Source organism: Moorena sp. SIO1F2 (assembly GCF_010672755.1).
GTDB lineage: Bacteria > Cyanobacteriota > Cyanobacteriia > Cyanobacteriales > Coleofasciculaceae > Moorena.
Window position 1 is genome coordinate 1 of record NZ_JAAHFV010000038.1, and the last position, 24,532, is coordinate 24,532.

24 protein-coding genes are annotated in these 24,532 nt (G+C 44.4%); 21 read left to right on the forward strand and 3 right to left on the reverse strand.

The genetic code is table 11. The annotated features are described in order from the left end of the window. The first annotated feature begins 157 nt into the window (after positions 1 to 157). The 5 genes from F6J94_RS07545 to F6J94_RS07565 all read left to right on the forward strand — a co-directional run bounded on the left by F6J94_RS07545 (position 158) and on the right by F6J94_RS07565 (position 7,352). Positions 158 to 1,138 (forward strand): beta-1,6-N-acetylglucosaminyltransferase, encoded by a 981-nt coding sequence (locus tag F6J94_RS07545; protein ID WP_293038730.1) that lies wholly within the window; start codon positions 158 to 160, stop codon positions 1,136 to 1,138. A 240-nt stretch (positions 1,139 to 1,378) separates the two neighbouring features. Continuing rightward, positions 1,379 to 3,235 carry a nuclease-related domain-containing DEAD/DEAH box helicase gene (locus F6J94_RS07550; protein WP_293038732.1) on the forward strand — a complete coding sequence of 619 codons (1,857 nt, stop codon included), beginning with the start codon at positions 1,379 to 1,381 and terminating at the stop codon, positions 3,233 to 3,235. 301 nt (positions 3,236 to 3,536) lie between these two features. After that, positions 3,537 to 4,658, forward strand: a complete 1,122-nt coding sequence (locus F6J94_RS07555; RefSeq protein WP_293038734.1) for a glycosyltransferase family 4 protein — start codon at positions 3,537 to 3,539, stop codon at positions 4,656 to 4,658. A gap of 435 nt (positions 4,659 to 5,093) precedes the next feature. Further along, complete coding sequence (locus tag F6J94_RS07560) at positions 5,094 to 6,119, forward strand: glycosyltransferase family 2 protein (RefSeq protein ID WP_293038736.1); 1,026 nt, start codon at positions 5,094 to 5,096, stop codon at positions 6,117 to 6,119. A 300-nt stretch (positions 6,120 to 6,419) separates the two neighbouring features. Beyond that, on the forward strand, positions 6,420 to 7,352 hold the full coding sequence (locus tag F6J94_RS07565) for a glycosyltransferase family 2 protein (protein ID WP_293038738.1): 933 nt from the start codon (positions 6,420 to 6,422) through the stop codon (positions 7,350 to 7,352). Between the two features lie 235 nt (positions 7,353 to 7,587). On the opposite strand, the gene F6J94_RS07570 is transcribed toward F6J94_RS07565, so the two are convergent. Next, positions 7,588 to 7,776, reverse strand: a complete 189-nt coding sequence (locus F6J94_RS07570) for a hypothetical protein (protein ID WP_293038740.1) — start codon at positions 7,774 to 7,776, stop codon at positions 7,588 to 7,590. Between the two features lie 45 nt (positions 7,777 to 7,821). On the opposite strand from F6J94_RS07570, the gene F6J94_RS07575 reads away from it, so the two are divergent. The 16 genes from F6J94_RS07575 (at position 7,822) to csaB (ending at position 23,654) form a co-directional block, all read left to right on the forward strand. Then, positions 7,822 to 9,363, forward strand: a complete 1,542-nt coding sequence (locus F6J94_RS07575; RefSeq protein WP_293038742.1) for an O-antigen ligase domain-containing protein — start codon at positions 7,822 to 7,824, stop codon at positions 9,361 to 9,363. A gap of 62 nt (positions 9,364 to 9,425) precedes the next feature. Next, positions 9,426 to 10,505 (forward strand): glycosyltransferase, encoded by a 1,080-nt coding sequence (locus F6J94_RS07580; RefSeq protein WP_293038744.1) that lies wholly within the window; start codon positions 9,426 to 9,428, stop codon positions 10,503 to 10,505. A gap of 28 nt (positions 10,506 to 10,533) precedes the next feature. Next, positions 10,534 to 10,695 carry a hypothetical protein gene (locus tag F6J94_RS07585; protein ID WP_293020000.1) on the forward strand — a complete coding sequence of 54 codons (162 nt, stop codon included), beginning with the start codon at positions 10,534 to 10,536 and terminating at the stop codon, positions 10,693 to 10,695. A gap of 2 nt (positions 10,696 to 10,697) precedes the next feature. Next, complete coding sequence (locus tag F6J94_RS07590) at positions 10,698 to 10,934, forward strand: hypothetical protein (RefSeq protein ID WP_293038746.1); 237 nt, start codon at positions 10,698 to 10,700, stop codon at positions 10,932 to 10,934. A 22-nt stretch (positions 10,935 to 10,956) separates the two neighbouring features. Further along, positions 10,957 to 13,149 (forward strand): hypothetical protein, encoded by a 2,193-nt coding sequence (locus tag F6J94_RS07595; RefSeq protein ID WP_293038748.1) that lies wholly within the window; start codon positions 10,957 to 10,959, stop codon positions 13,147 to 13,149. Between the two features lie 47 nt (positions 13,150 to 13,196). Beyond that, a complete protein-coding gene (locus tag F6J94_RS07600; protein ID WP_293038750.1) occupies positions 13,197 to 13,403 on the forward strand; it encodes a hypothetical protein in 207 nt (68 codons plus the stop codon). Next, positions 13,306 to 14,565: a glycosyltransferase family 4 protein gene (locus tag F6J94_RS07605; RefSeq protein WP_293038752.1), complete on the forward strand. Its 1,260-nt coding sequence runs from the start codon at positions 13,306 to 13,308 to the stop codon at positions 14,563 to 14,565. The genes F6J94_RS07600 and F6J94_RS07605 overlap by 98 nt, the downstream gene beginning before the upstream one ends. A 206-nt stretch (positions 14,566 to 14,771) precedes the next feature. After that, positions 14,772 to 15,920 (forward strand): glycosyltransferase family 4 protein, encoded by a 1,149-nt coding sequence (locus F6J94_RS07610; protein WP_293038754.1) that lies wholly within the window; start codon positions 14,772 to 14,774, stop codon positions 15,918 to 15,920. A gap of 799 nt (positions 15,921 to 16,719) precedes the next feature. Then, a complete protein-coding gene (locus F6J94_RS07615; protein ID WP_293038756.1) occupies positions 16,720 to 17,346 on the forward strand; it encodes a hypothetical protein in 627 nt (208 codons plus the stop codon). Positions 17,347 to 17,396: 50 nt separating this feature from the next. Then, a complete protein-coding gene (locus tag F6J94_RS07620) occupies positions 17,397 to 17,870 on the forward strand; it encodes a hypothetical protein (protein ID WP_293038758.1) in 474 nt (157 codons plus the stop codon). Positions 17,871 to 18,331: 461 nt separating this feature from the next. After that, positions 18,332 to 18,556 (forward strand): hypothetical protein, encoded by a 225-nt coding sequence (locus tag F6J94_RS07625; RefSeq protein ID WP_293019988.1) that lies wholly within the window; start codon positions 18,332 to 18,334, stop codon positions 18,554 to 18,556. Between the two features lie 544 nt (positions 18,557 to 19,100). Next, complete coding sequence (locus tag F6J94_RS07630) at positions 19,101 to 19,793, forward strand: hypothetical protein (RefSeq protein WP_293019984.1); 693 nt, start codon at positions 19,101 to 19,103, stop codon at positions 19,791 to 19,793. A 51-nt stretch (positions 19,794 to 19,844) separates the two neighbouring features. Further along, on the forward strand, positions 19,845 to 20,000 hold the full coding sequence (locus F6J94_RS07635; protein WP_293019982.1) for a hypothetical protein: 156 nt from the start codon (positions 19,845 to 19,847) through the stop codon (positions 19,998 to 20,000). A 465-nt stretch (positions 20,001 to 20,465) separates the two neighbouring features. Next, positions 20,466 to 20,645 carry a hypothetical protein gene (locus tag F6J94_RS07640; RefSeq protein WP_293038760.1) on the forward strand — a complete coding sequence of 60 codons (180 nt, stop codon included), beginning with the start codon at positions 20,466 to 20,468 and terminating at the stop codon, positions 20,643 to 20,645. Positions 20,646 to 20,888: 243 nt separating this feature from the next. Further along, positions 20,889 to 22,418: a YifB family Mg chelatase-like AAA ATPase gene (locus tag F6J94_RS07645; protein WP_293019979.1), complete on the forward strand. Its 1,530-nt coding sequence runs from the start codon at positions 20,889 to 20,891 to the stop codon at positions 22,416 to 22,418. A 192-nt stretch (positions 22,419 to 22,610) separates the two neighbouring features. After that, a complete protein-coding gene (gene csaB, locus F6J94_RS07650) occupies positions 22,611 to 23,654 on the forward strand; it encodes a polysaccharide pyruvyl transferase CsaB (protein ID WP_293038762.1) in 1,044 nt (347 codons plus the stop codon). On the opposite strand, the gene F6J94_RS07655 is transcribed toward csaB, so the two are convergent. Further along, on the reverse strand, positions 23,651 to 23,815 hold the full coding sequence (locus F6J94_RS07655; RefSeq protein ID WP_293038764.1) for a hypothetical protein: 165 nt from the start codon (positions 23,813 to 23,815) through the stop codon (positions 23,651 to 23,653). The genes csaB and F6J94_RS07655 overlap by 4 nt on opposite strands. A gap of 204 nt (positions 23,816 to 24,019) precedes the next feature. Further along, on the reverse strand, positions 24,020 to 24,532 hold the full coding sequence (locus F6J94_RS07660) for a hypothetical protein (RefSeq protein ID WP_293038766.1): 513 nt from the start codon (positions 24,530 to 24,532) through the stop codon (positions 24,020 to 24,022).

The following is a 24,532-nucleotide window of genomic DNA, read 5'->3' on the forward strand; positions in this document are numbered from 1 at the left end:
TCTTAAGTCCTATCCTTTATAAATAGGACTTAAGTAATAGGTAGTACTTAAGTAGTAGGGGGCGTTAATAACACATTACACAGGTATAGTTACTGGGTAAGGCTTGATAGATAAAACGCGAATAAAATTCGCTAATATTTAAACCTAAGAGTCAATCATGACTAAAATTGTTTACCTAATTGCTTCTCATAGCAATCCAGACCAAATTGTCAGACTAGTCAAGAAACTTAAGACTGGTAACCCTGAGTCCCAGGTCTTAATTCACCATGATCAATCTAAGTCGAGCCTTAGCCCAACTTCTTTTGAGCATATCAACAATGTTCACATCCTGGAAGACTATGTTCCAGTTGAGTGGGCAGATTTTTCTATGGTGGAAATGGAACTTCGCTGCATCAACTGGTTAATAGATAATTCGGTGACATTTGACTGGTTAATCTTCCTCTCTGGTCAAGACTATCCTATTCAGCCAATCAGCCAAATCGAGCAGTTCTTGCAGAACACCGAATATGACGGATTTATGGAATATTTTCCGGTACAAGAACCACCAGAAACAGCTTGGCAGTGGGGCAAAGATTTGGGCATAGAGCGCTATTTTTTTCGCTACTATAAGCTGCCAGCTAGTCTAAAGACTATAGTATATAAACTATATCGTGTTGTCAATTGGCAGCCCCTAGTCCGGATCAGGGCTGGTAAGTTTGGTGCCAGAATAGCAATCCGTTGCGTTTCAACACCTTTCACTCCAGAGTTTCAGTGCTACGCGGGTTCTCAGTGGCACACACTTTCCTATCGCTGTATTCAATATATCCATCAATTTGTTCAGCGTAACCCAGCATTTGTAGAACACTATCGAAACACACTCGTACCAGATGAGTCTTTCATCCAGAGCATCCTGCTCAACCAGTCGATGCTAAAAATAGTCAATGATAACAAACGTTATATCTCTTGGACTCCTCCCTATCCAGCCATCATGGGTGTCCAAGATTTTGAGTCAATGATTACTTCTGGTAAGCATTTTGCCCGCAAGTTCGATGACAAAGTAGATGCCAAAGTTATCGATATGCTGGACAAATATATTGAGGAATATCGGGATAATAGGGAAGAATATAGCTATAGTCCTTCTGATTTATCTAAGGTTTAAATTAGGATTGCTAGATCAGGTATTTATACCAAATACGATTCTCACAACCCCTTTATAAAAATTGACCAAATCCAGTTCCATCGTCAATAATATAGCCCAGGAAAATAAAAGGGGTATGAGAACCATATTTAGTATAATTTATAAAGCAGATATCTCATAAAATCCATATCTTCACTTTTTACCTCTGGCAATTCATTATCTATGTTGGTAATAGAAACATAAATTCCAAGGAATCTGTCAATGGCATTAATCGTTCCAGATGCAATCCCCTCAAAAGCAAGCAGTGGAGAAAAGCGACTCTTCAAAATCCTCAGAGATGAACTCCCCGATGATTGTCATGTATGGTATGAACCCAACATAAACAGACGCTACCCCGATTTCATCATTCTCGGACCGACATTGGGACTATTAATCCTGGAGGTGAAAGGTTGGAAAGCTAGCCAAATTCTACGGGCAAGTGATCCAAACTTTAAAATTAAACGAATGAATGGACGGATTGAAACTCAACAATCCCCATTGAGACAGGGCAAGGGTTATCGGGATACATTGCTTAATAAACTCAAAAGTTACTCAATTCTCTGTCAAGATGAGGAGGACTATCAAGGAAAGTTAGCCTTTCCCATTGGATTCGGGGCGATAATGACTAATATCTCTGAAGCCAAAGCCAGAAATGAAAACATCTACTCAATTCTGGAGAAGCCTCAAGTTGTCTACAGAGATGAATTGCTCGAATGGGATGGTATCGGTGAACGGGCTTTGATGAAGCGATTAGAGGATATGTTCACTGTTCGGTTTAAGTTTATGGGTTTGGAAGATGACCAAATTAGCACTATCAAGGGTGTCATTCATCCTGAAGTTGTTGTCAATAAAGAACCTGCAACAATTAAAAGTGTGCCCTCTGGATTTCCCCTCAAACCCGATGCAACTGTAATCAAAACTCTGGACAATAAACAGGAACAGTTGGCTCGTTCTCTTGGCCATGGTCATCGATTGTTCTGTGGCGTAGTGGGGTCAGGCAAAACTATAATCTTACTTAGTCGCGCCAAGTATCTCGCTGGGGAAAACTTCAACAAACGAGTCCTGATTCTGTGCTTCAACAAAACATTAGCAGCCTACTTGCGATCGCTTATCGAAGAAGAAAACAATCCCCTCTATCAAGAACGGATTCGAGTTATACACTTCCACGCTTGGGCTAAATCCATCATGGGCCGATTACCCAATTTCAAAGATTACAACTCAGAAGAAGAATCTAACGAGGTGTTAGCTGATCTCCTTTTGGAAGCCCTATCTGATATTCCCACAGAAGAAAAATGGGATGCTGTACTTGTTGATGAAGCTCACACCTTCTATCCCAATTGGTTTAGGTGTTGCAAAGAGGCACTCAAAGACCCAGATAATGGTGACTTGCTTATCGTTTCGGATAAAAGTCAAAGTATCTACAAACGCCAAAAGTTCACCTGGAAGTCAGTCGGAATCAAGGCAAAGGGCAGAGTTAAGAAACTCAAGGACAACTATCGAAACACCAAAGAAATCTTATCCGCCGCTTGGGATTTAGTTCAGTCATTCTCGATTAAAGAAGATGGAGAAGAAACCTTTCCCGTTGTTAAACCCTCTGCTGCACTCCGCCAGGGAAAACGTCCAACTCTGTATCTGTGTGAGAGTCGAATGGCAGAAGTTGAAAATGCGATCGCACAAATTCAGCAACTCACCAGTCAAGGCTACCAACCCCAAGACATCGCTATCATCTATCGGTATTTGAAAGACTACGAAAAGGAACCGTTTAGCTTTCTGACTCAACAGTTAGAATCGGGCTTGGGCTACTATTGGGTCTGTAAAGACAATAAAAACAAGGAGAATTACAGCATCCGTCATCCAGGAGTAAGACTGATTACCGCCAAGTCTTCCCTCGGTCTGGAGTTCAAAGCCGTGATTCTTCTGTGGGTGCAGCAGTTTGGCGTGGGAGATGAAGCCGAGGCTAGACGGGAACTTTACGTTTCAATGACTCGCGCTCAAGATATCCTGCATTTGTTTGGGTCGGGTCAGTTTAAGTTTTTGAAAGGCTTGCAAGAATGCGATCACTTAGATATTGTAAGCTGAGATTTTCCTAGAACAAATCATCCTAATGGCTGACCCCACCATTTCCATACTCTTTGTTAAAAAGTAATTTCCATCGCTGAATTAACGCCTGTTCTAACGGCTGTCGTGCCTTTCTCTCAACCGGAGTATCCCAGCAAAACGCGGTATTCACAAAGGTTTTTAACTCATACTGGTGGTTAAGGATGATGTAGTCTTAAGGATTTCTCACCAAAAGGGGTATGAGAACCGGATTTAGTATTAAAGACTTCTGCCAAGGATGCACTAGTCAGAGTTTTCGATAATTTTAACAGGATAGCTACTTATGAAACTCTGTATCGTTACCCACAAAGTCATGAAAAATGATGGCCAAGGTCGAGTCAACTATGAAGTGGCCAAAGAAGCCATTCGTCGCGGTCATCACGTCACCTTATTAGCCAGTAATGTCGCCCCAGAACTCCAGCAGAGTAATCAGGTAAACTGGATTTTCATTCCAGTTAAAAGGTGGCCAACAGCACTAATTCGTCATCTAGTCTTTTCCTGGCGGAGTGGCAATTGGTTAAATCAACACCGTAGTGAGCTCAACTTAGTAAAGGTTAACGGGTCCATTACCAGAGCTGGCTCAGATGTGAATGCTGTACATTTTGTCCACAGTTCTTGGTTGCGATCGCCTGCCCATACCTCTCGGCTACGTCGGGATTTGTATGGTCTTTACCAGTGGCTAGTTACAACCTTGAATGCCCATTGGGAAAAAAAATCCTTCCGTCAGGCAAAAGTAGTAGTCGCAGTTTCCGGAAAGGTCAAGAAAGAATTAGTAGACATTGGTGTACCCCCTGAATCCATTCGGGTGATTGTGAATGGTGTTGACTTACAAGAATTTTATCCCGGTGTGGCTGACCGCAAACAATTGGGTCTTCCCGAGGGAGTGCCTTTAGCATTTTTTGCTGGAGACATCCGAACACCTCGGAAGAACTTGGATACAATTTTGCACGCCTTAGTCCAAGTGCCTGAGTTACACCTAGCTGTTGCTGGCATCACAGAAGGTAGTCCCTATCCTCAGCTAGCCGCAAGCCTAAATGTCAGCGAACGGGTACATTTTCTCGGGTACCGACGTGACCTCCCTGAGATTATGCGGGCGGTGGATTTATTTGTTTTCCCATCCCGCTATGAAGCTTGCACACTAGTGCTCCTAGAAGCAATGGCTTCTGGCTTGCCAGTGATTACAGCAAGCACAGCCGGGGGGGCTGAATTAGTTACCCCAGCCTGCGGAGTGGTCTTGTCTGACCCCAACGATACCCAGGCTTTGGCAAAGGAGTTAAGTCTTCTGGCTACTAATCCTGAAAAAAGGAAACAGATGAGCCAAGCTGCACCAAAGATAGCCGCCCAATACAGTTGGGAAAAGATGGCACAAAGCTATGTGGATTTATGTGAAGAACTGATCAAGTAGTCTAAATTTAATGTTTCGCAAAGGGAGCAGGGACTTCGGAGCAGGGGGTAGGGAATATGGCATCAAAAATTATCACAATTCCTAAACGGATCCCTATTGTAATTGATTGGTTTTTGTTGAATGTTGACTGTTGACTGTCAACGGCTAACAGTAGTACCGACTCTGGTCGATAAGTGGTCTTTAAGCAATTATTTTATGCTCTGGCAAGATAAAAAGGTGATAGTATAATATTTGTCTGGTAAATCAGGACTATTGAAACAATTTGTTAATTTTTTTTTAGTCAATAAATAACCCTATAGAGCCTTTTTGGGAAAATGACCGGATAGCTATTTGTTGCTGTTGAATAAAAAAATAGCACTTTTGACGAAGGAAAATTAAACAGTTCTTACGGTTATTTGATTGTAATATAATTTTCGTATAAAGGAACTACTCCTGATGCAGGACATGAAACCAGTTGCTATTTGCATTCCTACCTATAATCAAGCCCAGTACTTATGGGAGTCAGTGGGTAGCGCTTGCCGTCAAACCTATCCTAATGTGGAAGTTTGGGTGTCAGACGACGCTAGCACTGATGAAACCCCTGAGGTTATGGCACAACTATGCCAGCAGTTTCCTCAAGTACGGTACTATCGACAGCCTAAAAACCTAGGTATGGCGGCTAACAACAATTGGGTTTTGAAACAGCCAAACACTGAATTTATTGTTCGTTTGGATTCAGATGATGCCCTGTTACCCAACTATGTAGAAACGTTACTACCCCTGCTAGAGAACCATCCAGAGGCGGGTTATGCCCATAGTGCTGTGCAAGAAATTGATGAACGCAGTCACAATCGAGCTGTGCGACGTATTGCAAGACAGCACGAGTTTCAGAGCGCAGACGAATCACTACTAGCCGCAGTTTTTGGGGTAAAAGTAGCTGCCAATATCGCTATGTTTCGGGCTGAAGCGTTGCCAGCAGTTAGGTTTTATGAAGATAGTCCCGATTTTGTACAGGACTATAACATGTGGGTCAGAATGGCAGATGCGGGTTATGGAAACGTTTATGCCAATGAGATATTAGCCTGTTATCGCGTTTGGACTGATGCTAAAAATCTACGTCCTAAGCGCAAAAATATTGAATTACAAGGATGTATTCGGGTTTTTGAAGACAGTATTTTGCCTGCTTTTAAGCGACGGGGTTGGGAGACAAAGGTGATTGAGCAGCAGCGTCGTAAACTGGCCTTAAGACACACAGCATACTGTTATCGTCCACTCTTCAATGAGGTAGAACGCACCGAGCTGATTGCTCTATTGAAAGAGTTAGGAGATTCACCAGCTTTGCGATTTCGCATGTTCTTATCGAAATTGGGCTTTCGTCCTGTCTTTGAATGGACAATTTATATGGAATTACAGTTGAAAGGTATGGTAAAAGGTTGGTTAAGTACTCTACAGAGTTATTTACGGTCTCAAACAGCAGGATAGTAATCTGTTTAGAATTTAGAATTTAGAATTTAGAATTTAGAATTTAGAATTTAGAATTTAGAATTTAGAATTTAGAATTTAGAATTCTGCCTTCTGCCTTCACCATTCTGCCTTCACCATTCTGCCTTCACCATTCTGCCTTCACCATTCACCATTCTTCATTCTTCATTCTTCATTCTTCATTCTTCATTCTTCATTCTTCATTCTTCATTCTTCATTCTACATTCTGCATTCTACATTCTGCATTCTGACAAACAACCTTCAACCTCCAACCTTCAACCTAACTCAACCGTAGAAGAAATGAGAATCACTGTTATAGTCCCCACCTATCGCCGTCCAAAAGACCTAGAACGGTGTTTAAAGGCCCTGGAGAAGCAAACTCGACCAGCGGATGAGGTCTTGGTGATTGTACGGGATACTGATGCTGAAACTTGGGAGTTTCTTGAAGCATTCAACCCTGAGGTTTTACCCATGCGTCCTGTGAAATTAAGTATTCCGGGGCAAGTGGCCGCTCTCAACGCAGGTCTTGATGCAGCACAGGGAGATATTATTGCGATTACCGATGATGATGCTGCTCCCCGTAGCAATTGGTTAGCTTATATTGAAACTCACTTTCTGTCCGATCACCGGATCGGGGGTGTCGGTGGACGGGATTGGGTACATCTGGGTAACTACCTGGAAAATGGTGCTAAAGAACGAGTAGGTCGAGTGCAATGGTATGGAAGGGTGATTGGTAATCATCACCTGGGGGTAGGTTTACCTCGCGAGGTGGATATCCTTAAGGGAGCTAACATGAGCTATCGACGAACTGCTATATCCGGTTTGCGCTTTGATCAGCGTCTGCGAGGGACGGGAGCTCAAGTCCATAATGATCTGGGGTTTAGTCTAGCCCTAAGAAAAGCGGGTTGGAAGCTGATTTATGACCCAGGGGTAGCAGTAGACCACTATCCAGCACAGCGTTTTGATGAGGATCAGCGAGGCATAGTTTTTAGCGATACTGCCCTAATTAATGCGGCACATAATGAAACTATAGTTTTGTTAGATTACTTCCCTGTTCTACAACGGATTATATTTATAGTTTGGTCAACATTGGTCGGAACGCGAGTTCAACCGGGTTTCCTACAATGTTTGCGGTCTTTCCCCAAGGAAGGACTTTTAGCAGGACAAAAGTGGCTTGCTTCTTTGCGTGGACGTTGGCAGGGTTGGTTGAGCTGGAAAAAGTGCTTAGGCTAGGAAAAGGGACTGTGGAAGGTTATTTGGTTGAAGGTTGTTCGCGAAGCGTGGCCAATAGGCCAAGGTTATTTGGTTGAAGGTTGTTCGCGAAGCGTGGCCAATAGGCCAAGGTTATTTGGTTGAAGGTTGTTCGCGAAGCGTGGCCAATAGGCCAAGGTTATTTGGTTGTTCGCCTTTGGCGTTCCCGTAGGGTAGGTTATTTGGTTGTTCGCCTTTGGCGTTCCCGTAGGGTAGGTTATTTGGTTGACTGTTGACTAAATGTGGAAAGGGAATAGCAGATCTCGGAATACGAAATATTGAAAACTGCTGTATATCTAAATATTATGTCACGATAATTATCCTTAATCAAAATCTTCTCCATCTCCCCATCTCCCCATCTCCCCGCGCCCCCGCCCCATCCTCCCCACCCTCCCCACCCTCCCATTAATTATAGGTATTAAACCGGACTTGATATAATCCCTAAGACCTAATGACAAAAGGAATTCCTATCAAACTAGAACCAGCCCCTGCTTGGACAGCCATCCTGTTATTTGTTGTGATTACAATACTGGGCATTATTGCTGGTGCTGGCAGCCTTCTGCGTATTATCCTGCCTGTGGTAGGGTTTGCCGTTGGCCTTTTTCTCTATCGACGGTATCCTGTCCTCTACTTAGGTTTTATGTGGTGGCTATGGTTTCTGATGCCATTGGTTCGTCGTTTAATTGACTATCGCAGTAACTGGGTTAATCCGAGTCCAGTATTGCTAGTAGCGCCTGTGGTGACATGGATTACTGTGGATACCTTTTTAAAATACCTTCCTAGAGCCTATAAACAGGGGGGTTTGCCTTTTATTTTGGGATTCACCAGTATTTTGTATGGCTTTATCATTGGTCTGATTAAAAGCACTCCTATTTTCGCGATTCGAGGACTGATCGACTGGTTTACCCCAATTCTGTTAGGTTTCTACTTATTTATAAATTGGCGAGATTATCCTCGCTATCGCCAAAACATTCAGCGCACATTCCTCTGGGGTGTATTGGTGATGGGAGTCTATGGCTTAGTGCAATATGTGATTGCACCGGAGTGGGATCGATTTTGGCTGATCAACGCCAGAATGTTCTCGATGGGCAATCCCGAACCGTTTGGTATTCGTTTGTGGAGCACAATGAATTCCACTGGACCGTTTGCCGCAACCATGATGGTGGGTCTCCTGTTGTTATTTAATAATAACAGTCCTTTACGTATTCCTGCTTCCATAGCTGGTTATTTGTCTTTTCTACTAACCTTGTCACGGACGATGTGGGCGAGCTGGTTCTTTGGACTGGCTTCCCTAACCAGTTCACTCAAACCCAAAATCCAGATGCGCATCATTATTTCTATCTTGGTCATGGCAATGTGTATCGTGCCGTTAACCACTATTGAGCCATTCTCGGAAGTAATTGGTAGTCGTTTGGCAACATTTTCTGACCTTGGAAATGATCACAGCGCAGAAGTTAGACAACAGATCTATGAAGAGAGTCTTGGCAAAGCTCTTTCTATGGTTCTAGGTAATGGGATTGGAAACACATTCACTATCGAACAAGGGGAAATCCGAAGCGTTGTGATTGACAGTGGCATTTTAGATATGTTTTTTACATTAGGCTGGTTTGGAACTCTCCCGTATATGTGTGGATTGCTCCTGCTGGTATATAGTGTCTTCCAATATCCTGAGATTCGCCGTGATTCCTTCATGAGTACTGCTCGTGCTATTGGTTTGAGTAATTTAATCGGGCTACCGATTGGTAGCGCCATGCTTGGTGTCGGGGGATGTTATATTTGGGGATTTTTGGGTCTAACTATGGCAGCACATAAGTATCACCAGCATCAAAATAAGCTTTCTTCGGACATGGAAAGTATTGCTGAAGTGAACACTACTAAAGAAAAGATTTATGAAAATTTTCTGATCAATGGCACTGACAGAAGAATAACAGAAGTAGGAGATGGAAAGGAACAGCGGAAGGAACACCCGGATGTTTCAACTACCAATTCCTAACTAACTTATAAACTAACTTATAGGTCAAATATGGCGGTGCTTTGCTTTTTGGGAGAGGTTTGATGCGTATACTCCATATCTTAAACCATATTAAAGAAACTGGTAATGGTATTGTCAATGTAGCGATTGACGTTGCCTGTGAGCAAGCGAAAGCCGGTCATGAGGTTGCTATTGCCTCTGCTGGCGGCGGATATGAAACATTGCTAAGCCGTTATGGCGTCACTCACTTTGAACTCGATCAGACCCGAAAACCTTTGCATTTGCTCAAGGCTGCTGGGCGTTATCGAGGGATAATCGCAGAATTTCAGCCAGATATTGTCCATGGACACATGATGACGGGAGTAGTCCTAGCTTGGTTCCTAAGGGGTTCAGCAAAATATAAGCTAGTATCCCATATTCACAATGTTCACCAACGTAGCTCAGTAGTGATGGGATTGGCTGAACGGGTGATTTCCGTGAGTGATGCGGTAGCAACGTCGATGTCTAAGCGGGGTATTCCCATGGGGAAAATGCCTGTGATCAAGAATTGCACTCTAGGCAGTCCTCGATTACCGGCTTTAGATACCTGCACTCCTAAAGCTTTGGAACATCCAGCTATTGTTACCGTAGCTGGCATGAACCGACGTAAGGGAATTACTGAGTTAATTAGCGCTTTTGAGCAAGTCGCTAAGGGTTGTCCTAAGGCACATTTGTACTTAGTAGGAGATGGTCCCGACCGTCAAATGTTTGAAACTCAAGCTGCGGCATCCTCAGTTGCTGATCGTATCCACTTCGAGGGTTTTCAAAAAAATCCTCAAGCTTACATGATGGCAGCGGATGTTTTTGTCCTGGCTTCACACCGTGAGTCTTTCGGTCTGGTTTTGATGGAAGCACGACAGGTGGGTTGCCCGATTGTTGCTACTAGCGTCGATGGTATTCCCGAAGTACTAGATTACGGTAAGGCAGGGGTGCTAGTTCCTCCTAAAAATGCGATCGCACTGGCAGATCAGATCGAGATGCTTCTGGCTAGTCCATCTGAACAGGATAGATTAAGACGTGCAGCACAGCAAAACATTGAGGAACTAACCGTCACCACTATGGTGGAGAAGATTACTACTGTTTATCATCAGCTTCTGAGATCAAGTCCGGTTGAATACCCATAATCAAAGTGTGGGGCTCGGGCAGGGGGAGATGGGGAGATGGGGAGATGGGGAGATTTTTATTAAGGGTAATTATGCGGACATCATATTACAGTCTTCAACCTTGGCCTATTGGCCACGCTTCGCGAACAACCTTCAACCGTCTAACCTTGGCCTATTGGCCACGCTTCGCGAACAACCTTCAACCGTCTAACCTTGGCCTATTGGCCACGCTTCGCGAACAACCTTCAACCTTCAACCTTGGCCTATTGGCCACGCTTCGCGAACAACCTTCAACCATCTAACCTTGGCCTATTGGCCACGCTTCGCGAACAACCTTCAACCTTGGCCTATTGGCCACGCTTCGCGAACAACCTTCAACCATCTAACCTTGGCCTATTGGCCACGCTTCGCGAACAACCTTCACCCTTGAGTCTTCAGTCTTTTAAATAGTTTCGAGTTCAGGGAAAAAACTATGTCAAGACCTATCCCCGAATGGCAATATGCTGCGATTGTTCCTGTGATCGCTGTTTTGGTAATTATTGCCCATTCTGTGATTAGCAACAATGACACTATAACTGCTGAATCCAACCCAAGCCAACGGTTGACTTACACTACCTCTTGGATCGGTAATACCTATGGTCCCGGAGGTGAGCTTCCCGGCAAGGATAAACATGTCCAGCTATCGATTTTAGCGATGGCTGTAAGTCCCGATGGTACGGTTTATGCTAATGCTCCCTGGGATGAAGCTGGTAGAGAAGGGGGGGTTTATAAAAATGGTGATGTTCTTGGTCAACTCGATGCTACCCATGGTTGGGGACGATCCGGGGGAACTGCGATCGCAGTGAATGATAACTATATTTACATGGCGATGAAACAAACGGGTCGCTATGGCGTAGGATATCCGAATTCTGATGATAAATGGTATTGTGTTCGTCGCTATAACAGAAGTAATTATAAAGGAGCAAAGTTTAAGGGGGGTAATGGCTATGATAATAGTATGTTGATTATCAATACCAATCAAGGTTTGATTCGGGGAATTGCAGCAGATAATAGTCGCTTATATGTTAGTGATACCCCTAACAATAAAATCAAAGTTTATGATGCCCAAACCATGAAACCGGTTAAAAAATGGTCAGTGAATCAACCGGGTAAGTTAGCCTTAGATAAAACTGGCTCATTGTGGGTTATCCAGAACAAGACCAATAAGATACTTAAGTTAAATATAGAAACGGGCAAAGTTCAAGGTAAAATTGATTCGGTTCGCATCCCTACAGCTATTGTTGTGGATAATCAAAATCGCCTATTAGTAGGAGATGGTGGACTTGATAACCAGATTAAAATCTTTAAAAATATAGACAGCAGTGGAAATCCAACTCCTGATGGAACCTTTGGTGTTAAAGGAGGAATATACAGCGGAAGTCCTCAGGAAATTGGTAAAATTAGACCCTTACATTTTAATTCCATTACCGGGATTGGAGTCGATCAGGATAATAATATTTATGTCGCCAGTGATCCCAGTCGAATTTACGCTTGGCAAGCCGGTGGATTAACCGTGGATAGCTACAAACTGGATGGCACTATCAATTGGAAATTGCAAGGTCTCTTATTTATTGACATTCCTGATATTGATCCAGCGGATGAAACTGTTGTTCATACGAAAAATCAACAGTTTAAACTAGATTACAGTAAATCATCAGGTCAAGAATGGACTCATGTCGCCCATACCGTTAATCCCTTTAAGTATCCTAATGATAAGCGAATTAAGAAGACTATCAAGCATAATGCTGGTGCTATGATTCGCCGGGTTAAAGGTCGAAAGCTGATGTTTACTAATAGTATGTATACCGAGTCAGCTGGTATCCATGTTTATCGGTTTAATCCGGACACTGATGGGGAAGTTGCTATTCCCACTGCCTCATTTTGGGGAAGTCAATTGGATTATCGGTATTGGCAAGATAAAAACGGTAATGGACAAGAGGAACAGGCTGAACAAGGTCAATATAATCAAGGACAAAATTATCGGGCTTGGGCATTTTGGCCTGATGATGACGGTAATATCTGGATAGGTACATCAACAAACGGGATTAAAAAACTATCCCTTAAAGGGTTTGATGCCTACGGCAGCCCGATTTACGATATTAACAATCAACAATCCTTTGACATGCCAAAGGAATTTAAAATTATTCAACGACTTGAGTATCATCCGAAAACCGATACCATGTACATTGCTGGATATTCCCCGACGTTTGATAAAAGGGGTGATTGGGGATTGATTGGTAACAGAGCTGTCAAATATATCAATTGGAGTAAAGCGCCACAAAAAGCCGGTGAAATAGTCATTTCTTACAATCAAACCTCCAAAGGAGTCAGACCAGATTTACCGAAAAGTATGGCTGTTTCGGGAGACTATTTATTTGTCGGCTATGTCGATAATAGTTTTGAAAAAGATCCGAATCGATACCCTAAAGTGCGAGTTTATGATTTTCGCACAGGTCAAGAGATTGGCAAAATAAACCCCGGCCCAGAAGTCAAATCAACCACAGGTTGGCTAGATGTCCCGATGGCCTTAAGAGTAGTGCGAAGAAAAAATGGAGAATACTTGCTATTTGCCGAAGAGGATTTTTACGCTAAAGCTTTAATGTACCGGATAAAGATGGACCCCTAAGCTAAGCTGTTGTGCATTTAAATTTTGAATGGGAGCGCTTTGGGGAGATGGGGAGATGGGGAGATGGGGTGAAGATGTGGTGGTTTTTCAGGTTTTTTCCTAATTGGAAAATAGGCAATTTAAAGGCACAGCAGCTTACCAATTTAATTGATAGCGTTGATCATACTTATCAGGTACATTCAATTTTTTTCCCGCTACTCCCTACTCCCGACTCCCGACTCCCGACTCCCGACTCCCTCTTCCCTTTGCTATAACAAAAACTATCGAGGCTATAGTACTGTGAAAACACTTCAAATTGGTATGGGTTGGTTCCCTGAACAAGCAGGAGGACTCAACCGAGTTTATTACGATTGCACTCGTTACTTACCCCAAGCTGGTGTGGAGATGCATGGCTTAGTGGCAGGCTCAACCGCTGTATCTGAAAACTCCGGTGGTCAAGTCCAAGCCTTTGCTAGCCATGAATCTCCTCTCTGGCAACGCTGGAGCAGTATCCGACAGACGATGCATCGAGTGCTGAAGGAGGAAGACTACCCCCTAGTAGTCTCCCACTTTGCTTTATATACCTTTCCCATCCTCGATCAATTAGACAGTCGCCCAATGGTGATGCACTTCCAAGGACCTTGGGCATTAGAAGGGCATGTAGAAGGCAGCAATACCGTTGCGACTCGGTTAAAATGGATGCTAGAGCGGGTGACTTACAAACGGATAGCTAAGTTTATCGTACTTTCTGAGGCTTTCCGCAACACCTTGCACCAAGAGTATCATATCCCACTAGAGCGCATTCACATCATTCCTCCGGGGGTTGATACCGAGCGTTTCGACACCACCATTACACCCCAGGAAGCACGGTCAAAACTAGGCTGGCCTCAAGACCGACCAATTATCTTAGCTGTGCGACGCTTAGCTAAACGCATGGGCTTAGAAAATTTAATTGCAGCAGTGGATCAGGTGCGTAAGCGCTATCCAGACGTGCTGCTACTGATAGCGGGTAAAGGCACACTGATGCCAACCTTGCAAGCACAGATTGAAGCATTAGGACTGACTGAGCATGTGCGGTTGTTGGGTTTTGTGTCGGACCAAGATTTAGCCCTAGCTTACCGTGCTGCTACTTTCTCAGTTGTGCCAACCGTGGCATGGGAAGGCTTTGGTCTAATTGTTATTGAGTCATTGGTGAATGGAACGCCAGTTCTAGGAACACCTGTAGATAGTATTCCAGAGATTCTACAGCCTTTTTCGGAAGACTTATTGTTTGAAGGGACTTCTGTTGATCAACTTGCTCAGGGCATGATCGAGGTATTTTCTGGTAAGCGTCAACTCCCTAGCTCTGAGGCTTGTGAAGCTTATGTTCATGAGCACTATACTTGGCCGGTGATTGCTCAACGAATTAAATCGGTTTATCAAGCTGCGATCAATTAATCAACACTTATAGCAATTTTTAATTAGGTGAGGTACGTTTATTATTGGTTTTAGGAAGCATGCAGCTTCATAATAGGGAGCTTCAGAGCAAGAATAAAAATAAATGTACCTCATTAAACTATAAAAAGCTATAGTCGATATCAGTGTTCAGATTAGTCTGTGAGCTTTTGCACGTTTGAAACACTCTTTTTGGACTACCCACTCTTATGAAGCGCCGTCGAGTCCTTTTTGTCGATCATGCCGCCGTTTTGGGGGGAGCTGAGTTAAGCCTGCTGGATCTCGCGACTGCCTACCGGGACACCAGCGAAGTCCTGCTGTTTGCCGATGGCCCGTTCCGGGAACGGCTCGAAGCTGCACAGGTGAAGGTCAAGGTCATACCTGCACCCCAATCCATCTTAGCCGTAAGGACTTCAGGGGGACTCAGTGCTGTTAAGGCATTACCTGCCCTGTGGTGGATGGCTCGTCAAATAGCAGCAGCTGGACGTGAGTTTGAGCTAGTACACGCCAACTCCCAAAAAGCGTTCATTGCTGCTGCGATCGCAACATTGATGGGCGGTCGTCCAGTGGTTTGGCACCTGCGAGATATTGTAACTGCACAACACTTTAGCTCGGTCAATCGTGCCATAGCCGTTTTCCTAGCTAATCGTCGAGTATCTCAAATATTGGTCAATTCTCGTGCTACTGGTCAAGCCTTTATCGCTGCTGGGGGACGCGAAGACCTAGTAACACTAGTTTACAACGGCATTGCTTCAGACCCCTTCGATAATCTGGCATCGGATCAATCCGCTCAAATCCGTGACCAGCTCGGCATTGGTGATGCTCCACTGGTTGGTGTATTCAGTCGGCTATCTTACTGGAAAGGTCAGCATATTTTACTAGAAGCCTTACGGGAACTCCCCAATGTACACGCCCTGTTGGTTGGTAAAGCCCTATTTGGTGAAGCAGAATACGCCTCACGGCTCGAAGCTATGGCTGCGGCACCAGAACTTGCTGGTCGTGTTCACATGCTGGGATTTCGCAATGACGTGCCAGCATTAATGTCTGCTTGCAATATTGTACTCCATACCTCTACTGAACCGGAACCCTTTGGTCGGGTGATTGTCGAGGGTCAGTTGGCAAAACGACCCGTAGTTGCTGCTGCTGCTGGTGGTGCAGTGGAATTGATTCAGGATGGCGTGACTGGTCACTTGGTAGCGCCAGGAGATTCAGTAGCACTGGCTAAGGTCATTGGTAATTTGCTCAGTGATCCAATCGCTGCAGATAGGCTAGCCAAGCAGGGTTATATCCATGCTAAGGAAACTTTTTCCCTGGAATCCCTGTTGACGGCCTTTGACCAAGCTCTGAACAAGGTATAGCGCAGCGCTATACCATCAATCCTAGTTTCACATTTGATTTGAAAACGCTATAAACGCCAGGGTAAGGGCAAGAATCAATAAGGCAGGATTTTTATAAAAAATATTGATAATAAAAATCAATAGTGCTGAGCATCAAGGCTTAATATTGTCTTAATCCTTGCCCTACATCACATTTTGGCTCAATTTTTCTTGCGCTTACCCTGCATGTATCCCCCGGATATTCAGGTGTTTGAATAAGCTGATCATGCTCTTGTGCTTATTGACCAGGCATTTTACACATATAGTGTTTTTTTAATAAAAAAAACACTATATATATGATTCAGAAAATTAGATGCGTTTACCCTGTGGTTATATTCCATTTGTTATAATAATTGTTATCATAAAAAAAACTTATAGGCAAGAGGGAGAGACGAAGGGAGGATAAGCGTGTAAAACGTGTAAAAGGGGTAAGAGGGGTAAAAGGAGTAAGAGGGGTAAGAGGGGTAAGTTTGACAATCTAATACATATTGCTGTCTGATATTTCCCAATATCTGTCATCATCTCAGTTTTATTAACTAATCAATAGCAATAGATATGTAAATTGCTGTCATAAATCGCCTACTGATAACCAGGCTAAGGGCAATAAAAATTGAGCCCAAATGTGATCTAGGGCAAAGATTATAAAAATATTAAGCTTTTATTTTTAGCACTTTTCAGGACTATTGCACTTTATTATCAATATTGTTAAGGGTAATACCTGTCAGTATTCATTCTTACGCTTACCCTGCTACTGATCAAGCTCTAGATTGCTTGCTTAATCATGGTGCAACCATCCATTGAATCAAATACCTCAACACATACCTCAACTTTTCCCAGATCGATTGACATTGCCACTGTGTGCGTCTACGGCATTGGCATTCTATCTGCTGGTCTATTCCTGTTTTTACCTGTTGTTAGTTTGTTAAGCCCTAGCCCCTGGCAACGGACAATGGGAGCTATCCATGGGTCTGCTGCGATGTTAGCAGTGCTGGTTATTGCCTATGCAGGACATCTGGCTTTTCCTTTGTTAAGAGGGTCTGCTAAGATCTTGCCCCAAGTCCGCACATTGACCTTTTGGTCATCTTGCTTAGCTTTTTTGGCAATCGTTTCTGGTAATTGGGCCTATATGCGCTACCGTGCTCCTCTGGGGGGTGCGCGCGCCTGGATCAGAGAAAATACTCCGCTGGTTCATTACCTATTCATGGAGTATCACGAATTTACAGTCCTGTTTACTCTGCCGCTGGGAGTTGCCTGCACCTGGGTTCTCTGGAAATATGGCGACTCAATTTTAGAGAAGAAAAACCGTCCTGTACTAGCAGCTACCAGTATTGCCTTGATGGCGATGATGTTTTTCGCCCTGGGTGGTTTTGTTAGCGGACTCAATGTCGCTAAAACCCATGGTCTATAGCTGTTTTTTGTTTTTAAAATTCTTTCTCTGTAGAATATTGCTCAAGAAAAATGTCTCAACACTCCTCTCAAGACTTTTCTAGTCAACCTCTATACAGCCAATTTTGGACACAGCTTAAACAATTTCCAAAGGGTTTAGCCTCTGGCTCTAAATCTCCCCCAACGCTCTCTGGACCAGCAGCAGCGGCATTGCTTAGTGCTGCATTTAGTTGTTTCCTGTTAATGGTTAACCAACACCTAACATCCATTTACAAAGTTTGGAACAAAATTGTTTGGGATCTAGGGGGTTGGATTCCAGGCAGTCGGAATCCAGATCCAATTTATGGCGAGATCGGCAGCTACTCTGGCAAAGAAACGGTAATGCTAGTAGGATGGCTTCTCAGTTGGTTTATCTTGGCTCAACTTTGGCAGAATCGCCAAGTCCAAGCAAAGACCCTGATCTTTTGGCTATTTACGTTCATCGCCGCTGCCACAATTATGAACTGGCATCCAATTTTTACCTATTTACCGCTCATGCCTAAGTAGCACTGACATATCTAACACCGCAGTAAGGATTCAGCCCTTAGCGGTCAGCGGTCAGCGGTCAGCGGTCAGTGGTCAGCGGTCAGTGGTCAGCCATTCGTGTAGCGTGAGTCTTGGCCAAGGCCAAAAGGCCACGCTACGCGAATGGCTGAAAGCTCAATACTGAATACTGAAAGCTGTTCGGTGTAGCGTGGGCGTAGCGTATTAGCTGATAGCTGAATACTGAAAGCTGTTTGGTGTAGCGTGGGCGTAGCGCATTAGCTGATAGCACCTCAAGTAGCATCTCAAGTAGCGCTTAAGCTGATAGCTGAATACTGAAAGCTGTTCGCCTAGCGTGGGCGTAGTGCATAGGCTGATAGCACCTCAAGTAGCATCTCAAGTAGCGCTTAAGCTGATAGCTGATAGCTGAATAGTTACACACGGCACATATGTGACAAGATTACAGATCTGACAACAGAGGTACTATGCAACAATCAACAACAACAGTTAAGCTCACAAAAAAAACAGTATCGATCCAGGAACTACATAAGTATGTAATTTGGGGTGTTGGTATCTGGATCATCTTTGTATTGACCTTTGTGAGCGCCTACTATCGAGTCAGTAAAAGTGAGAAATTTGACGGCATGCCTTACAAAACTCTCACAGATGAAGATTCCCAAAAACCTGCTGAATCTTATCCAAATAACTAAACCCAACATCCTGTGCTGGGTGCGGCAATAGCGCACCCAGGTCTAGGTGTAAAAAGTTGGGCGTTGCTTAATAATGGAATGATTTTAAGAGTTTTTAGGTGCGCTTTCCGCATCTAATTATTAAATTCGCCACGGGTCGCACCTGTGGAATAGGCATCTTGCCGTGGAATGGGCATCTTGCCCGTTACAATCTTCGGGCGGGCAGGATGCCCACTCTACTCCTATTCATTGCTCGATTCAGCAACGCCAAAAGTTGCGCTAAGTCAATCACAATCTGTGGCAGGTGTTGCTGAATTGAAGTGTGAATGCGCGATCATTTGATTTTGCTAAAGTCCCGGTTGGTTAGGGCTTTCAGCTTGTTAATAAATGTTTCGCCAGCGGTATCAAAATTAAGGGGCTAGGGGAGCACAATCATAGCCATAATCAGCAACACCATGAAGTCAAAACAACAACAACTTAATGACCAATGACTAAAGATAAATGACAGATGTCAATAAAATTTAGATGCGTTTGCCCTGTACTAACCTGTACTAATTAATTAATCATGAAAAAAAGGAACAGCATCAAAGGGTTTAGTTTCATTAGTTCTGCTGTTGTCGCCTTAAGCCTTGCTCTTGTGGGATTGCAAAGCTCGTCCCCAGAAGCAAAAGCACTGACGATTGAGGGTGACTCTACTGCCGCAGAACTATTGAGTACTTTGCAAAAAGGGGGTCATGTCATTTATTTTAGACACGGAAATGCTGTCAGAAATGTGCGACCAGATGCGGTTGACCAATTGCCTGACCAGTTTCAAGAGTGTTTAGATCCTGGACGACCCTTAAGTGCTGATGGTTTGGTCGATATGCAGAATGTTGGAGAGCATTTTAAACAGCTCAACATCCCTGTAGGTAGAGTCCTGGCAAGTCCGGCTTGTCGCTGCATCGAAACACTTTGGTATGCTTTCAATGAGGATGTGGCGGAGATCGAAGTTGTCAAAAGCCTAAACGCTATTCCAGACACACCCAGTTATGATCCAGTAGGGCTTTGGAAAAATCTTCATGAGATGCTACAGACAGTCCCCAGGGTAGGGACGAATACGGTTTTATCTGCCCACAGTACAAACATTAAGGCTCTAACTGGTTTAAAGGTCGCTCAGGGAGAAGCAGTAGTATTTCGACCGGATGGGAAAGGGTGGTTTGAGTTAGTGGCTCGCATCGAACAAGATGATTGGCAATCGCTTCCTCCAGAAATCAGATAAAGTGAGAAGGCGACAAACTTGGACATGAAAGCAACCCTTGAGCCCACGAGTGTGAGACTATGCCTACAACCTCCCGATGGCGGGAGGTTGAGTGAATCTAATCCTCTACGCGATTGCGCACCGGCGCACGCTACGCGATCGCCCATAATTCCCCTGGAACTCCTTCCCAACCAACTCCCAACTCCCCAAACGAAGTTTTCTCAATAGGCGGAAACCGGCCTTTAGAATTAAACTGTGATTGATGTGATGGATTTTTCAAAAAGCGTTCGGGAAACGGTTCTTTTGGAACATCGCCAGTTAGTGAAATCATACCGTGATTTAGCAACGCCGGTAAAAAAAGCTGGTATTTCGTTCAGATGAGCAACGGTTGTGGTTGCCACGGGGCTTTGAAGGTGCGAACACAAGCCTGAGCACACAGCTTCTCCAACGGAAATTCCCCTTAAATAGGTACTAACTAGCTTGTCAGTACCTATTTAATAGGTACAGTACCTATTTCTTCCGCCAACGGGCATCTGGCCCTCGCCCAAGGCATTCGAGCCGCCCAGCGTTCCTTTCCTGGCGCAAGATACGACGAATCAGATCAATTCCTACTTGACGGTAGAAGGGGCTGTTGGATTAATGTCTTCCCAAATAGTCCCTGGATTTTTGGTAATAGGTAATTGCTAATGGGTAATGTTGGTAAGATTACTGATTACTGATTACCGATTCCCGATTCCCGATTCCCGATTCCCGATTCCCGATTCCCGATTCCCCGAAAATCCTAGGTTATATCCCTGTTATCGAAAGGATATCAGTATTTATGTAATTTTCCGGTTAAACTCTCCAGGCGATAAGCACTATACTTGCCTTTAAGTGAAGGTTTCTAAAAAGAGAAACGAAGGAAAAAGTGAGACTGGTAATGGGGAGATGGGGAGTTTTCCCACTCTCCCCTGATTTTAGTCAGGACTTACGCATTTGCCCCCGTTGGTCCCCCAATTATGGGGAACTTTGACATCATTACCCCCCAGAATTGGGGGGCTAGGGGGGCGAAAGACACTTAACCGCGTAAGTCCTCTTATTTTTTCCTTGTCCCAAAACACGTATCAGGCTAACACTATGCTGGCTAGGGTTTGGAGTGGTTCAATTATCGGCATTGATGCTGTCAAAGTAGGGGTTGAAGTAGATGTGTCCGGTGGCTTACCGGGAATTGTAGTCGTTGGTTTACCGGATACCGCTGTCCAAGAGTCGCGAGAACGGGTGAAAGCAGCACTGAAAAATGCTGGTTTTGCCTTTCCGATACGCAAGATTGTGATTAACCTGACCCCGGCTGACTTACGGAAAGAAGGTCCTAGTTTTGATTTACCGATCAGTGTTGGTATTTTAGCGGCATCGGAACAGTTAAATCCTCAGTTATTGGGAGACCACCTATTTCTCGGAGAAGTGTCCCTTGATGGCAGTTTGCGACCTGTGGCTGGTGTACTTCCAATTGCTGCGGCAGCAAAGCAAATGGGAATTACTGGGTTAGTGGTTCCTGCTGACAATGCTACAGAAGCTGCAGTGGTGAATGGCATCACTGTGTATGGATTTGAGCACCTATCAGATGTTGCTGATTTCCTTAACCAGCCAAACCGCTATTCACCGGTAGAGATTGATAGCGTGGGGCAGTTGCAAGTAACCCAGTCCACTGCACCGGATTTGAAGGATGTTAAAGGTCAGGCTCATGGGCGTCGAGCGTTAGAAATTGCTGCGGCTGGGGGACATAATTTAATCTTTGTCGGTCCTCCTGGCAGTGGTAAAACCATGTTGGCGCGACGATTACCGGGAATTTTGCCACCGTTGAGTTTTGCTGAAGCTTTGGAAGTCACTCAAATTTATTCTGTTGCTGGCTTATTGAAAAATCGCGGCAAACTGATCTGCGATCGCCCTTTTCGCAGTCCCCATCATTCCGCCTCTGGCCCATCTCTTGTGGGTGGTGGTAGTTTTCCGAAACCGGGAGAAATTTCCTTAGCCCACCGGGGAGTTCTATTTTTAGACGAGTTGACAGAATTCAAGCGCAATGTCTTAGAGTTCCTACGCCAACCTTTGGAAGACGGACAAGTCACTATTTCCCGCACCCGCCAATCGGTACAGTTTCCTGCTCAGTTTACCTTAGTGGCTAGTACCAATCCCTGTCCCTGTGGATACTTTGGTGACCCGATCCAACCTTGCACCTGTTCCCCTCGCCAACGGGAACAATATTGGTCGAAGCTATCAGGACCATTAATGGATCGCATTGATTTACAAGTAGCTGTGAATCGGCTTAAACCTGAAGAAATCACTAGAGAGTCTACAGGAGAAGAATCAGCACCGGTGCGAGAACGAGTCCAAGTCGCACGCGATCGCACTCATCACCGCTTCCACACTGAACCCACTCTTCATTGCAATGCTCAGATGCAAAGCCATCATCTACGTCGATTCTGTAAATTAGATGATACTTCCCGTAATGTATTAGAAGGGGCTATTCGCAAACTTGGTCTTTCTGCTAGAGGCACCGACCGTATTCTCAAAGTTGCCCGTACCATTGCCGACCTGAGTGGTGATGATGACCTTAAAACCCAACATGTTGCTGAAGCCATTCAATATCGTACTATTGATCGGATGCAATAAGCTCCAATCAGGGGCAATTGATGGGTTAAGGGATCTAACGGATGGCACTATAGCTTGTAGGGTGGGCAAAAATAGTTTGGTTATGCGTGAGTATTCTAGATAATATTACTTTGCCCACCCTACTTTAATTGGCATTTTTTTTACACTCACGGATGGGAATATAGGGAGTCGTAGGCAAGACGAGTTGAAGGCATGAAGCAAGTCAAAGCAGTTTTATGTGGATATTACGGCAAGGGCAACGGTGGCGATGAAGCCTTGTTAGCGTCACTGCTGCAAATGCTCCCAAAGTCAGTGAAGCCGATAGTCCTTTCCGGTAACCCTAGTCAAACTCGTCAGCGCTATGGAGTAGAAAGTTGCGATCGCATGTCTACCCTACCAGTGCTCAAGGCCATGCGCTTTTCGGAACTATTCATCTGGGGGGGTGGTAGTTTAATCCAAGATGTGACTAGTGCCGCTAGCCCTCTCTACTACTGTGGTTTAATGGGATTAGCCCAAAGGATGGGTCTGAAAACCATTGCTTGGGCCCAGGGGGTTGGTCCAATTAAGCGTCGGCTGATTGGTTGGCTAGCCCAGCGGTCCTTCACCGGATGTACAGCAGTCAGTGTCAGGGATTATGGCTCAGCGACACTCCTAGCGGATTGGGAAATTCCGTTTATTATGGCTCCCGATCCAGTTTGGGCATTAGACTCCAAACCTGTACCAGGATTGTGGGATTTACCAGCACCAAGAGTAGCAGTTACTTTGCGATCGCATTCTACCCTAACTCCCAAACGCCTGAATAATCTGACCCATGCCTTAGTGGATTTTCAGAAAGCGACACAAACCTGTATTTTATTAGTCCCTTTCCAAGCTTCCCGAGATTTGACCATTGCTCAATCTATTGCGTCTCAGTTAACCGGTCCCCATCAGATCTTTTGTATAGAAGACCCTAGAGAATTGAAAGGATTATTTCGGGGGGTGGAAATGGCGATTGGGATGCGCTACCACAGTTTGATTATGGCAGCAGCGGAAGAATGTCGATGTTTTGCCCTCAGTTATGACCCCAAAGTTAACTACTTGATGGAGCAACTGGATTTACCTGGATGGGATGTTGCTAGTTTACCAGATGACCCAAATGTGATTAGTAAAACCTGGCTAGAACACTATGCTAATGGTGAACCATTGACTAAAGACCAAATTCAGTCATTGGTAGACCGGGCAAGGATGCATCAGGATGTGCTGATGACAGTTTGTTAATTGTTAATTTTTACTTTACCAAAGGGAGTAGGGAGTAGGGAGTAGGGAGTAGGGAGTAGGGAGTAGGGAGTAGGGAGTAGGGAGTAGGGAGTAGGGGTAGGTTTTTTACATTTAGGGTTAAACAGGGAGTGTGGGGCGGGGGCGCGGGGGGAAAATATCAAGAGGAGATAAGAGGAGATATAGCACTACCCATTAAGATTAGGAGGAAGTGAAAATAACCTATAGTGTGAGGATAAAATACTAATGCCGCGATCGCATTCTCAAAGGTTGGTGGGCATTGCTTTGGTGAATTCGGGCAGGTAGGGGAGTGGGAAACAGGCAATGCTCACCCTACAAAATGCGTAAGCACTTGTCACGCCCTCAGCTCATCTACTTCTCCTGCGTCTGGGAGTTGGAGCTGGTGTAGTGGGTTGGTATGCCTTAAGTCCATCATCACCGGTGAGAATCTCCACCTGCCAACAAGTTTTTGCGTAGTATTCTGCTACAGTTTTGATGGTAGCATCACCTATTGAAACTTTTTGTGCTGCGAGTTGAGACCATTCGACTGCTAATTTTTTCAGTCCTTGAGCGTCCCAAAGCACTGACTGATCTGTGAAAGCTGCCCAAGGTGTTTTTTCATCTGCTGCTTTCTCCATAATCTCAGCTAAAGCTTGGGCAGTTTCATACCTTTTTATTCTAGCTTGAGCAATATGATTACCAGTTTCGATAATAGCAGCCAAGGGTAGTACAAACGTTGTCGATGCTTTTTCTTCTTTTTCCAAAAGCTCAACAACTCGCTGCTTATTCCATCTATTATTATCCGACCCACAAGTCTCTTTTCCAGGAACTTCCAGGTAAACGCAGAGAATCGATGTATCGATAATCAAAACCTTCCTCAT